At 71.2% G+C, this 12414-nt stretch carries 13 protein-coding genes and 1 pseudogene; 10 read left to right on the forward strand and 4 right to left on the reverse strand.

What is annotated here, in order from left to right; translation table 11 throughout:
* Positions 1–37: 37 nt before the first annotated feature.
* Both ACGFIZ_RS00310 and ACGFIZ_RS00315 read left to right on the forward strand, forming a co-directional pair.
* Positions 38–388 (forward strand): hypothetical protein, encoded by a 351-nt coding sequence (locus ACGFIZ_RS00310; RefSeq protein ID WP_393414815.1) that lies wholly within the window; start codon positions 38–40, stop codon positions 386–388.
* A 1-nt stretch (position 389) separates the two neighbouring features.
* On the forward strand, positions 390–2030 hold the full coding sequence (locus ACGFIZ_RS00315) for a cation acetate symporter (RefSeq protein ID WP_393413864.1): 1641 nt from the start codon (positions 390–392) through the stop codon (positions 2028–2030).
* Positions 2031–2118: 88 nt separating this feature from the next.
* Here the strand turns inward: ACGFIZ_RS00315 and ACGFIZ_RS00320 are convergent, their stop codons facing one another.
* Both ACGFIZ_RS00320 and ACGFIZ_RS00325 read right to left on the reverse strand, forming a co-directional pair.
* Positions 2119–2787, reverse strand: a complete 669-nt coding sequence (locus ACGFIZ_RS00320) for an HAD family hydrolase (protein WP_393413867.1) — start codon at positions 2785–2787, stop codon at positions 2119–2121.
* Between the two features lie 255 nt (positions 2788–3042).
* Positions 3043–3297 carry a hypothetical protein gene (locus ACGFIZ_RS00325; RefSeq protein ID WP_393413870.1) on the reverse strand — a complete coding sequence of 85 codons (255 nt, stop codon included), beginning with the start codon at positions 3295–3297 and terminating at the stop codon, positions 3043–3045.
* An 82-nt stretch (positions 3298–3379) separates the two neighbouring features.
* Here ACGFIZ_RS00325 and ACGFIZ_RS00330 point away from each other — a divergent pair, with 82 nt between their 5' ends.
* Positions 3380–3874, forward strand: a complete 495-nt coding sequence (locus ACGFIZ_RS00330) for an SRPBCC family protein (protein WP_393413873.1) — start codon at positions 3380–3382, stop codon at positions 3872–3874.
* A gap of 3 nt (positions 3875–3877) precedes the next feature.
* Here the strand turns inward: ACGFIZ_RS00330 and ACGFIZ_RS00335 are convergent, their stop codons facing one another.
* Complete coding sequence (locus ACGFIZ_RS00335) at positions 3878–4075, reverse strand: DUF397 domain-containing protein (RefSeq protein WP_393413876.1); 198 nt, start codon at positions 4073–4075, stop codon at positions 3878–3880.
* A complete protein-coding gene (locus tag ACGFIZ_RS00340) occupies positions 4072–4857 on the reverse strand; it encodes a Scr1 family TA system antitoxin-like transcriptional regulator (RefSeq protein ID WP_393413879.1) in 786 nt (261 codons plus the stop codon). The genes ACGFIZ_RS00335 and ACGFIZ_RS00340 overlap by 4 nt, the downstream gene beginning before the upstream one ends.
* A gap of 194 nt (positions 4858–5051) precedes the next feature.
* On the opposite strand from ACGFIZ_RS00340, the gene ACGFIZ_RS00345 reads away from it, so the two are divergent.
* From ACGFIZ_RS00345 to ACGFIZ_RS00375, 7 genes and pseudogenes are all read left to right on the forward strand, one after another.
* On the forward strand, positions 5052–5243 hold the full coding sequence (locus tag ACGFIZ_RS00345; RefSeq protein WP_393413882.1) for a hypothetical protein: 192 nt from the start codon (positions 5052–5054) through the stop codon (positions 5241–5243).
* 475 nt (positions 5244–5718) lie between these two features.
* Positions 5719–6249: pseudogene (locus tag ACGFIZ_RS00350) on the forward strand (flavin reductase family protein); the annotation flags it as partial.
* A gap of 264 nt (positions 6250–6513) precedes the next feature.
* The gene (locus ACGFIZ_RS00355) at positions 6514–6891 is read left to right on the forward strand and encodes a DUF485 domain-containing protein (protein WP_393413884.1); all 378 of its coding nucleotides are present in this window, start codon (positions 6514–6516) and stop codon (positions 6889–6891) included.
* Positions 6869–8542 carry a cation acetate symporter gene (locus ACGFIZ_RS00360; protein WP_393413887.1) on the forward strand — a complete coding sequence of 558 codons (1674 nt, stop codon included), beginning with the start codon at positions 6869–6871 and terminating at the stop codon, positions 8540–8542. Before ACGFIZ_RS00355 ends, ACGFIZ_RS00360 begins: the two co-directional genes overlap by 23 nt.
* A gap of 125 nt (positions 8543–8667) precedes the next feature.
* Positions 8668–9645 (forward strand): NAD-dependent epimerase/dehydratase family protein, encoded by a 978-nt coding sequence (locus ACGFIZ_RS00365; protein ID WP_393413890.1) that lies wholly within the window; start codon positions 8668–8670, stop codon positions 9643–9645.
* 66 nt (positions 9646–9711) lie between these two features.
* Positions 9712–10944, forward strand: a complete 1233-nt coding sequence (locus ACGFIZ_RS00370) for an LCP family protein (RefSeq protein WP_393413893.1) — start codon at positions 9712–9714, stop codon at positions 10942–10944.
* Between the two features lie 213 nt (positions 10945–11157).
* The gene (locus tag ACGFIZ_RS00375; RefSeq protein WP_393413896.1) at positions 11158–12342 is read left to right on the forward strand and encodes an LCP family protein; all 1185 of its coding nucleotides are present in this window, start codon (positions 11158–11160) and stop codon (positions 12340–12342) included.
* Positions 12343–12414: the final 72 nt, after the last annotated feature.

Consider the following 12414-nt stretch of genomic DNA (forward strand, 5'->3'; position numbering starts at 1 on the left):
CGACGGGCCGGCGGCCGTCGCCCCGGGGCGCACCCGGATCGTGCTGGCCGAGGTGTCCCGGCGGGACACCGGCGCCGATCGCACCCGCGTCGAGCTGACCCAGCAGACCCAGGTCGGTGAGGCGCTGGTCCGGGGCCTGGTCCGGGCCCAGCTCGCGCTGGCGCTGCGGCTGAGCCTGGTGGTCGCGATCGGCCTCGGCGGCCTGCCGTGGCTGTTCGCCATCGCGCCCTCGGTGGGCCGGGTAACCGCGTTCGGGGTGAACCTGCCCTGGCTGCTGCTCGGGGTGGCGGCCTTCCCGTTCCTGATCGCGGTCGGCTGGGCGTACGTGCGGTTGGCGGAGCGCAACGAGCAGGACTTCACCGACCTGGTCCAGCGGCCGGAGCGCTGAGATGCACAACGGGTACGTCGTCCCGGCGATCGTCGCCGTCACCCTGGCCACCCTCGGGATCGGCTTCTACGGGCTGCGGCTGGCCCGGACCACCTCCGACTTCCTGGTCGCCTCCCGGACGGTCAGCCCGACCTGGAACGCCGCCGCGATCGGCGGGGAGTACCTGTCGGCGGCGTCGTTCCTGGGCGTGGCCGGCCTGATCCTCAAGTACGGCGTGGACGTGCTCTGGTACCCGGTCGGCTTCGCCGCCGGCTACCTGGCCCTGCTGCTCTTCGTGGCCGCCCCGCTGCGCCGCTCCGGCGCGTTCACCCTGCCCGACTTCTGTGAGCTGCGGCTCGGCTCGCGCCGGCTGCGTACCCTCGCCACCGTCTTCGTGATCTTCATCGGCTGGCTGTACCTGGTGCCGCAGCTCCAAGGGGCGGGGCTGACGCTGGCCACGGTGACCGGCTCGCCGTACCCGGTGGGGGCGCTGGTGGTGGCCGGGGTGATCACGGCGAACGTGGCGCTGGGCGGGATGCGGGCGGTCACGTTCGTCCAGGCGTTCCAGTACTGGCTGAAGCTCACCGCGCTCGCCGTACCCGCGATCTTCCTGATCCTGCAGTGGCAGGCCGACGGCCGCCCGGCGGTGACCCCGCCCGACGGGCCGGCGTTCCGGACCGCGACCACCGTCGTGGTCGAGCACCGCGCGACCCTCACCCTCGACGACGGCGACATCCGGGAGGTACGCCCCGGGGACCGCCTCGACTTCGCCGCCGGCGACCCGGTGCCGCAGGTCAGCGGTACGGCGACCGACGCCGCCGACTGGCTGCTGCCGAACGTGGCCGGGGACGACGACCGGGGGCTGTTCGCCACGTACTCGCTGATCCTGGCGACGTTCCTCGGCACGATGGGGCTGCCGCACGTGCTCGTGCGTTTCTACACCAACCCGGACGGTGCGGCGGCCCGCCGCACCACCCTGGTCGTGCTGGCCCTCGTCGGCGCGTTCTACCTGCTGCCCACCCTGTACGGCGTGCTGGGCCGGATCTACGCCCCGCAACTGCTGGTCGCCGGGCAGACCGACGCGGTGGTGGTGCTGCTGCCCGGGGCGGCGCTCGGGGACGGGACGACGGGCCGGCTGCTGGCCGCCCTCGTCTCCGCCGGGGCGTTCGCGGCGTTCCTGTCCACCTCGTCCGGGCTGGTCACCAGCGTCGCCGGGGTGATCTCCACCGACGTGCTCGGGCACGGCTCGGTACGCGGCTTCCGGCTGGCCACGCTGATCGCGGGCGGGGTGCCGGCACTGCTCGCGCTGAACGTCTCGGGGATGGACGTCTCGCAGGTCGTCGGGTTGGCGTTCGCGGTCGCCGCGTCCAGCTTCTGCCCGCTGCTGGTGCTCGGCATCTGGTGGCGGGGGCTCACCGACGTGGGGGCCGCCGCCGGGGTGCTGGTCGGCGGCGGCGCGGCGATCGGCGCGGTACTGCTCACGGTGCTGGGCGCGCCGCTGACCGGCTGGCCGGCCACGCTCACCGCGCAGCCGGCCGCGTGGACAGTTCCGCTCGCGTTCACCGTCATGGTGGCGGTGTCGGCGGCGACCCGCCGCCGCCTCCCGCCCGGCGTCGGGGCGACGATGCTCCGCCTGCACGCCCCCGAGACGCTCCGCTTGTAGGGGCGGTCACGGCGGGCCGGCCCCGCCGTGTCGGCGACATGGCGGTATCCGCGCCACCCCGACCCCGCCATGTCGGCGACATGCACCGCTACGCGCGTGGCCCGGGTTCCTCGTCGAGCAGAACGGCCGCGGCACTTTCCACCTCGGCGCAGACGTGGTCGGGTGGGCTCAACTCGCCGGGCCATGCCTGGCCTCTACTTATCCAGACGGTCGAGAGCCCCGCCGCGCGGCCGCCCGCCACGTCGAGCGTGGGGCTGTCACCGATCACCCAACCCCCGTCGTCCAGCCGGACACCGCATCCGCGTGCCGCGGCCTCGAACAGTCCCCGCGCGGGCTTCCTGATTCCCAGTTCGCCGGACACCGCCCACGCATCCACGTGCTGGTCCAGCCCGGTGCGGCGGATCTTGCCGAGCTGGTTGTCGGCCTGACCGTTCGTCACGATCGCGATCCGCCAACCTCGCTCCCGCAGCGAGGTCAGCAGGTTCCGCACCCCCGGGCGGCAGCTCACCAGCTCCGGCATCCGGCGCCGGTACTCCTCCCACAGGTGGTCGGCCGGCGCGGCGAGACCGAACCGCTGCCGCACCTCGCCGAAGAACCAGTCGCGCGGCACGAAGCCGTCCCCGTCGGTGGCGAGCAGCCAGGCGAGGGCGTCTTGCGGAAGGTCGTGCTCCGCGCAGAACCCGGCCGCCCAACGCCGGAACGCCTCGCTCCTGTCGACCAACGTGTTGTCGAGATCGAAGAGCGCCAGTCGCTGCACGATCACGGACCCTACCGGTCACCCGGATCCGACACGCTCGTCGCGAGCCGCCGCTGTTCCATGGACCCGGGCGTCAGGCGCTCTGGACCTGCCCCGGCTGTGCTACCGCCCTGGTCTACGAGACACGGGTGGATGGCCGACTCGGGTCCCCGGTAGCGCAGGCGGGGCAGCTCCACAGTGAGCACTTCGAGTAGGTGCAGGAGGACGAACGTGCGCGCCACCCCGAGCCCCCAGCCGGACAGGGGCCGCCAGGCGTCACCGGCGTCGCATGAAGGCGTACACGAGGTTGCTGCTGTTGACGCTGGTGACGTTGACCAGGTCCCACCCGTAGTGCGACAGGTGCTCGACGGCCTCCATCAGCTGGGACACGCCGCTGCCGGTGAACCCGGGGCTGGCGACCAGGGCGAGGTGCCGGTGGGGATAGGCGCGCAGGTCCACCTCGTTGCGGAGCACGGCGTCCGCGTTGGCGATGCGGGTCTGGGCGAGTGGCTGCCGGGTGAACGGGGACATGCCCGCACGGTAGATCACCCGCGCACGGAAGCTCGTCGCGGACGGCAGGCGGCCACTTGGCCCGGAGCTGCACAATGGGCCGGTGCCCGTCGTCGAAGCGGTGACGACCGTCCCGGTGCCGCCCGAGCTGGCCTTCGCGGTGTCGCAGACCGTCGCGCCCGTCCGCTACCGCTGGGATCCCTTCGTACGGGAGCAGCACTTCACCGACGGCGCCACGCGCCCGGGCAAGGGGGTACGCACCTTCACCCGGTCCCGGCACGGCCTGACCATGGTCAGCGAGTACGTCTCGTTCGCGCCGCCGAGCCACGTGGGCATGAAGATGGTCCAGGGACCGTGGTTCTTCGAGTCGTTCGCCGGCGGGTGGCGGTTCGCGGCCGGCCCCGAACCGGGTACGACGATCGCCACCTGGCGATACAACTTCCGCTGCCGGCCCGCGTTCCTGCGCCCGGTCGCCGACCGGGTCGGGCTGTGGCTGCTGGGGCGGGACATCCGCCGCCGGATCGCCGGGTACGCCGCCGGTTGCGCCGACCCGGAGGTCCTGGCCGCCGCCCGCCGCTCGTTGCCGGCGGGCGACTGAGGCTCAGTCCCTTCGGGTCTCACCCGTCGCCAGCGCGACGAAGCGGCGCCAGGCGTCGGGGCGGAAGGTGAGCACCGGGCCTGACCGGTCCTTGCTGTCCCGCACCAGCACCACCCCGGGCACATTGCCCGCCACCTCGACACAGTTGCCTGAATCATGCGAACGGGTGGACGTACGCCAGCGGGGAACCACGTCGATCATGGCGTTACCTTCAGCTTGTTGATCAGATCCAACGATGCGCGTTGCGAAAGCGCCTCACCCAACAGACTCTCCCACTTGCGCAGCATCATGCCAATCCACTCGGGATAGTCCACGATTTGTCCTCGGGCCGCGTTGTCGAGACACAACATGCCCTCGTTGCCCGGCATCTCCGCGATCACGAAGCCGCCGCCGAGCGAGACGTGCGCGCCGACGTCGAGGGGGAGAACGTGCAGGCTGACATGAGGCAGTTCGGCAGCCTCCATCAACCGGCCGAGTTGACGGTCCATCACAGCCGGTCCGCCGATCGACCGGTGCAGGGCGCTTTCGTCGATGACGAAGACGCACTCCGGCGGGTCGTTCCGATGCAACATCTGTTGCCGGCTCATGCGTAGCGCGAGAAACTGCTCCACCTCCTCGCCGCGCTGGAGACCCCCGGCCGAGAAGATCGCTTTGGCGTATTCCTCCGTCTGCAACAGGCCAGGGACCAGGCAGGGCTCGAAGTTGCGCAGCCTGACTGCTCTCTCCTCGTGGTCCCGCCAAGCGGTGAACCACAGATGAGAGCGATCCGATTCGGGTTCTTCGAGCAGGCCGGCGAGGAGGCCGCCCGTACCCAGGACCTCGTCGGCGGCCACCGCGAACTCCATGGTTGGCCGGCGGCGGCCGGTTTCGATCGCCGCCACCGTGGACGGACTCCACCTGATCAGGGTCGCCAGCCCCTCCTGCGACACCTCCGCCCCGGCCCGGGCGGCCTTCAACGCTCTGATCCACTTCTCGTAGTTCACCGCTTACCTCTCCGGTAAGTACGCGACCGCGCTGCGTAGTAAGCCCTGGCATCCTCCCCTGTCCGGCACTTCGAGTCCAGGGTGGAGGGCACGCGGCCCGGCTGGTGGAGGCGACGACCCGGCGGCCGGTCCTGCGCGGGCCGCCCCGGTCACTCCCCCTGGGCGGGGCGGCCCCTCTACCGAAGGAGGCCACCATGTTCCCGCTGCTCCGTCGGCTCCGCCGACGCAACGCCGCCGCGCACGCGTACCAGACGACGGTGCCGCCAACCCGCCGGAACCCCGTGCCGGACTGGGCGTCGTGGCCGACCGTGGCATACCCGCGGCCGGGCCGGGCGGGCTGGCTCACCCCGGCCCAGACCTGGCGGGCGAACGGTGGCCGGTGGTGACGCCGCCGGCCCGGTCGGGGCACGGCGGAGCGACCGGGCGGTGAGCCGGTACGTCCCGCACGTGGCGATGCGCCCGCTCTGGCGGTGCCGGGCCTGCGGCGCGCCGTGGCCCTGCCAGCCGGCCCGACTGGGTCTGCTCGTCGAGTACCGAGGGCAGCGGACGGCCCTGCTGGTGTACCTGGCCGGGCTGCTGGCCGAGGCGGGCGACCAGCTCGGGCAGCTCGGCGGGCACGCCCGCCCGGCTGACCTGCACGACCGCTTCCTGGGCTGGGCGCGCGCCCGGTCGACGCCCGACGGCTTGAACGTTGACGGTAGAACGGCACGGATTCGGCGTGTCGCAGTCGCTCAGCCGTCAACGCTGACATCAGACCAAGCGATACCCGGCGACACGATGACCGAAGGCCGGGCGACGCGCCACAAGCCACCAGGCGACGCGCGGCCGAGCGGCGAATCCCGCGCCGCTGCCCGGGTCACAATGTTTCACGTGAATCATGATCCGGGCGCCGAGATCCACCACACCGATCCGTTCGCCGTACCCGTCGGTCAGAGGTCCCCGGCGCGACGGCTGCGGGGTCGCCTCGCGGCGCCGGTGACGCTCTGGACGGCGCCCGGGCCCGCCGGGCTGACCGTGTCGTCCACGCTGGTCGCCGAGGGCGAGCCGGACCGGGTGCTCGGGCTGGTCGACGCCGAGTCGGACCTGTGGGCGGCGGTCGAGGAGGCCGGGCGGTTCGCGGTCGCGCCGCTGGGCCCGCCGCACCGGCAGCTCGCCGACCGGTTCGCCGGCCTGTTCCCGTCGCCGGGCGGCCTGTTCGCCAACGGCTCGTGGACCGACACGGAGTACGGGCCGGTCCCGGCCGACGCCGGCGGCTGGGCGGGCTGCCGGCTGGACTCCGCCCGCGAGTACGGCTGGGCGCTGCTCGTCGAGGCCACGATCGAGGCGGTCGACCTGTCGGAGGAGACGGCACCGCTCCTGCACTACCGGGGGCGCTACCGCGAGCTGACCTGACCGGCGCCGGGTCGTCGCCATATCGGCGACATGGCGGTGTCCGGGCCCGTCGATACGGCCATGTCGCCGACATGGCGGCATCGGCGCCGGCATCGACGCGGGCATCGCGCCGACCGGTCACCGGAGTGACCTGGGTCACTCGGCGCAGGAGGGGGACCGTTCAGCGCAGGGGGTGACCAGGCTCGATCTGGCCCTTCCCGGGCGGGGGACACCGTTTCTACGGTGCCCGAAACTCCCCTCGCCTGTGAAGGTGGTGATCCACAGATGTCCACGGACACACCCGCGCCGGACACGCCGGTGCCGGCCGAGTCCGCCGCCGAGCGGTACCTCGCCGTGCAGCGGTCGGACGAGTTCGCGGGGCTGCGTCGCGCCCTGCGCGGCTTCGTCTTCCCGATGACCGTCGCGTTCTTCCTCTGGTACGCGCTCTACGTGATCCTCTCCGCGTACGCGCGGGACTTCATGGGCGCGAAGCTGTTCGGCAACATCAACGTCGCCCTGGTCTTCGGCCTGCTCCAGTTCGTCTCCACGTTCCTGATCGCCTGGCTGTACTCCCGGTTCGCCGACCGGCGGATCGACCCGGTGGCCGACCGCATCCGCGCCGAGATCGGGGAGGTGACCCATGAGCACGGTCCTCGCGGCTGAGGCGGGCGGCAGCACCGCCCGGAACCTGACCATCACGCTCTTCCTGATCTTCGTGGCGGTCACCCTCGCGATCACGATCTGGGCCAGCCGGCAGACCAAGACCGCCACCGACTTCTACGCGGGCGGCCGGTCGTTCTCCGGCTTCCAGAACGGCATGGCGATCGGCGGCGACTACATGTCGGCCGCGTCGTTCCTGGGCATCGCCGGGCTCATCGCCCTGTACGGCTACGACGGCTTCCTCTACTCGATCGGCTTCCTGGTCGCCTGGCTGGTCGCGCTGCTGCTCGTCGCCGAACTGCTGCGCAACTCCGGCCGGTACACGATGGCGGACGTGCTGGCGTTCCGGATGCGCCAGCGCCCGGTGCGTACGGCGGCGGCGGTCTCCACGATCACCGTGTCGATCTTCTACCTGCTGGCCCAGATGGTCGGCGCGGGCGCGCTGGTGGCGCTGCTGCTCGGCATCAAGCCGGGCACCACCTTCCTGGGCATGGACGCCGACACGGCGAAGGTCGCCACGATCATCCTGGTCGGCGCCCTGATGATCATCTACGTCACCGTGGGTGGCATGAAGGGCACCACGTACGTCCAGATCGTCAAGGCGTTCCTGCTGCTGTCCGGCGCGCTGCTGATGACCCTGCTGGTGCTGGCCAAGTACAAGTTCAACCTGTCGTCGCTGCTCGGCGACGCCGCCGCGTCCTCCGGCAAGGGCAGCGCCTTCCTGGAACCGGGCCTGCGGTACGGCGTCGAGGTCGCCGGTAACGCCACGCAGACCTTCTACAACAAGATGGACCTGCTCTCGCTGGGCATCGCCCTGGTGCTCGGCACGGCCGGCCTGCCGCACATCCTGATCCGCTTCTACACCGTCCCGACGGCCAAGGCGGCGCGCAAGAGCGTGCTCTGGGCGATCGGCATCATCGGCGCGTTCTACCTGCTCACCCTCGCACTGGGCTTCGGCGCGGCGGCGCTGGTGGGCGGCAAGGAGATCGTCGCGCAGGACAAGGCCGGCAACACGGCCGCCCCGCAGCTCGCCGAGGCGCTCGGCAAGGACTTCCTCGGCGGGAACCTGGGCGGGGCCACCCTGCTCGCGATCATCGCGGCGGTCGCCTTCGCCACCATCCTGGCCGTGGTCGCCGGTCTGACGCTCGCCTCGTCGTCCAGCCTGGCGCACGACTTCTACGCCAACGTGGTGAAGAAGGGCCAGGCGTCGGAGCGCCAGGAGGTGACGGTGGCCCGGCTCTCCGCCCTGGTCATCGGCGCGGTGTCGATCGCGCTGTCGATCTACGCGCAGAGCCTCAACGTGGCCTTCCTGGTGGCGCTGGCCTTCGCGGTGGCCGCCTCGGGCAACCTGCCGGCGATCCTGTACAGCCTGTTCTGGAAGCGGTTCAACACCTCCGGCGCGGTCTGGGCGATCTACGGCGGCCTGCTCTCCGCGGTGATCCTGGTGTTCTTCTCGCCGGTCGTCTCCGGCGCGCCGACCTCGATGTTCCCCGAGCACGACTGGCAGTGGTTCCCACTGTCCAACCCGGGCATCCTCTCCATCCCGTTCGGCTTCCTGTGCGGGTGGATCGGCACGGTGATCTCGAAGGAGCACGACGAGGAGAAGTACGCCGAACTGGAGGTCCGCTCGCTCACGGGCGCCGGCGCCCACTGACCCTGGCCCGCTCGGCACCGCACCTGCCGGGCACACGGCGAGCCCCCCGCCGGACGGCAGGGGGCTCGCCCACTTCTGCCCCTCCTACTCAGCCGATGCCAGGTCGGCTGAGTAGGCTGGCCGGCATGAAGGTTGCTCCCCGCTTCGGCTCCGGCCACCGCGTCCTCGTCACCGGCGGCGCCGGCTTCGTCCCGTCGCACCTGGTGGACTCCCTCATCGACCGTGGCTGCGCGGTCGTGGTGCTGGACAACTTCGTCACCGGATCCAAGGACAACATCGCCCACCTGGTGGAGAAGCCGACCTTCACTCTGGTCGAGGCCGACATCTCGGAGGGGCTGCCGAGCCACCACCCGGCGCTGGCCGAGCGGTTCGACGCCATCCTGCACATGGCCTCCCCGGCCAGCCCCACCGACTTCGAGAAGCTGCCGGTGGAGATCCTCCGGGTCGGTTCGGTGGCCACCCTGCACCTGCTGGACCGCGCCCTCGCCGACGGCGCCCGCTTCCTGATGGCGTCCACCTCCGAGGCGTACGGGGACCCGAAGGAGCACCCGCAGCGCGAGACGTACTGGGGCAACGTCAACCCCATCGGCATCCGCAGCGTCTACGACGAGGCCAAGCGGTTCTCCGAGGCGGCCACCATGGCGTACCACCGCAGCCGGGGGCTGGACGCGGCGATCGTGCGGATCTTCAACACGTACGGCCCGCGGATGCGGCCGGACGACGGCCGCGCCATCCCGACCTTCATCTCCCAGGCGCTGCGCGGCGCGCCGATCACCGTGCACGGCACGGGCAACCAGACCCGGTCCATCTGCTACGTGGACGACCTGGTGCGCGGCATCCTGCTGCTGCTCGACTCGACCGAGACGGGGCCGATCAACTGCGGCACGGAGCACGAGCTGACCATGCGGGAGCTGGCCGAGCTGATCGTGTCGCTCTCCGGCAGCAGTTCGGAGGTGACCTACGTCACCCGCGCGTCCGACGACCCGGAGATGCGCCGCCCGAACCTCACCCTGGCCCGCGAGCTGCTGGGTTACGAGCCGACCGTCGCGCCCGAAGAGGGCCTCCGGCGCACGATCGAGTATTTCCGCGAGCGGCTAGGGTAACCGACGCGCACCGCCCGCGGGCTCGCTTCACGGCAGGACTCGACGGGGCTACGTACTCTCGGTTACATGTCAGCGACCACTCCCGCCGGGGCCTCCCTCCCGTACCTGCACCGCAGTTCCGGGCGTGCCTCGGTGCCCGGCCGGGGCTCGCCGGGCCGGGCCCACACCCCTCAGGCCCAGTGGCACCCCTCGCACGACGACCGGCCGTACGGCGGCGGGCCGGGCGGCCCCGCGGGACCGGGCGGCCCCGGCGGCCCGCGTGACCCCGGTGGGTCGGGCCGACGCGGCCCGCGTCCGCGGTGGGGCCGGATCGGCCTGGTGGCCGGCGTCGCGGTGCTGGTGCTCGCGCTGCTCGGCGGGGCCGGCGCGTGGTTCTACGCCCGCAACCTCAACAACGACCTGGCCCGCACCGACCCGTTCGCGGAGCTGACCGGCGGGCGGCCGGCGAAGCAGGTGGACGGCGCGCTGAACATCCTGCTGGTCGGCAGCGACTCCCGGGACCCGGACGCCCCGGTGGACCAGCGGAGCCAGTGGCGGGCCGACACGATCATCGTCATGCACATCCCGGCGGACCACAAGGAGGCGTACCTGGTCTCCATTCCCCGGGATCTGTACGTTCCGGTCCCCGAGAACGCCCAGGCGGAGTGCGGCTCCGGGCAGCGCCACAAGATCAACGCCGCGTTCGCGTTCGGGGGCCTGCCGCTGGCGGTCAAGACGGTGGAGTGCTTCACCGACGTCCGCATCGACCACGTGATGGCGATCGACTTCGCCGGCTTCAAGGAGGTCACGGACGCGCTCGGCGGGGTCGACCTGAAGGTGGAGCGGACGATCACCTCGATCCACAAGCCGTACCGGAAGTTCACCAAGGGCGTCAACCACATGAACGGCGCCGAGGCGCTGGACTGGATCCGTCAGCGCAAGCAGTTCCCGGACGGCGACTTCGCGCGGATGCGCCACCAGCAGGAGTTCCTGCGGGCGCTGATGGACAAGGCGGCCAGCAGCGGGACGCTGACCAACCCGGGCAAGCTGAACGCGTTCCTCCAGGCGGTCACCAAGGCGGTCACGGTGGACGAGGGCTTCTCCGTGGTCGACATGGCGCTGCAGTTCCGCAGCCTGCGCGGGGAGAACCTGACGTTCGTCACCAGCCCGAACCTCGGCGGCCAGATGGTCAACGGCGAGTCCGTGGTGGTCTCCGACCGGGAGAAGGCGCTGGCCATGTACCAGGCCATGTCGGCGGACACGATGGCCGACTGGGTGCAGGCCAACCAGCCGGCCGGGGGCGCGAGCAACGCGAACTGAGTCGCGCCACTTCGACGGGCGTCATCGCGGCCGGCGGTTGGATCCTTGTCCTCAGGGCTCCAACCGCCGGCCGGTTGTATTCATTTGGACGTTCGGACGATTGTCACCGGCGGCTACCCGGAAGAACGGAAATTGTCCGGCTGACGAACTCGCCATGACGGGAAGCGGTACGTAAAGTTGTCCCGCCCCCCGATCACGCGAGCTGGAGCACGCATGCCGGTTCAAGCCAGCCGTCGCCCCTCGTCACTGGAGCCCGCCGGGCCGTCCGCGCGGATGTCCCCGCAGCGCTCCAGCGGCGGTCGGCGATCCGGCGGCGCCGCGAAGAAGCGGACCCGCCGCAAGGACCCCCTCTGGGCCCGCCTCACCCTGATCTTCGGTGCGGTCCTGATGCTGACCAGCGGCATCGCCATCGTCGGCAGCAAGGCGATCATCAGCCAGGCGACCGCAGGCATCGCGCAGGGCAACCTGCTCGGCGACGCCGGCAAGTCGGGCGCCGAGGGCGGCAAGAACCTCGACGGCCCGATCGACATGCTGCTGCTCGGCGTGGACGCCCGCGAGCGCTGGGCCGCCGACGACGTCCGGGCGGACAGCATCATCGTGTTGCACATCCCCGCCTCGCACGACCAGGCGTACATGATCTCGATTCCGCGCGACACCCAGGCGGACATTCCGGGCCACGGGCCCAACAAGATCAACGCAGCCTTCCAGTACGGCGCCCAGAACGGGGGCGGCTGGGAGGGCGGCGCCCAGCTCATGGCCAAGACGATCAAGAGGATGACCGGGGTCAGCTTCGACGGCGCGGCGATCATCAACTTCGGTGGCTTCAAGAAGATCATCGACACCCTGGGCAGCGTGCGGATCTGCGTCAGCCAGCAGGTGACGTCGCACCACATGTCCTACGTCGACGGCAAGCCGATGTGGAACGCCGAGGCCAAGAAAACGGGCAGGACGATGACCCCGGTGGTGCACAAGAAGGGCTGCCGGGAGATGAAGGGCTGGGCGGCGCTGGACTACTCCCGACAGCGCTACGGCCTGGACGGCGGCGACTACGACCGCCAGCAGAACCAGCAGCAACTGATCAAGGCGATGGCGAAGAAGGCGACCGAGAACGGGACGCTGACCAACCCGGTGAAGCTCAACGCGCTGATGAAGGCGGCCGGCAAGGCCCTCGTCCTCGACGTCGGCGGGGTGCCGATCGCCGACTTCATCTTCACCATGCGCGGGGTCACCGGCAACGACCTGACCATGCTGCGTACCAACGGCGGCAGGTTCAACCCGACGGCCGACGGCAAGGAAGCGCTGAGCCCGCTGAGCCTGCAGATGTTCCAGGCGGTGAGGAACGACAAGCTGGCCGAGTTCGTGTACGCGAACCCGAGCGTCCTGTCGACGCGGAAGTAGCCCGACGCCACTCCCGCCGCCGCTCCCGGCGGCCGACCTGCGCAAAGCCGCCCGGGGCCCGGAGGCTTCCCC

The sequence above is a fragment of the Micromonospora sp. NPDC048830 genome (genome assembly GCF_043198215.1).
In the GTDB taxonomy this organism is placed as follows: domain Bacteria; phylum Actinomycetota; class Actinomycetes; order Mycobacteriales; family Micromonosporaceae; genus Micromonospora.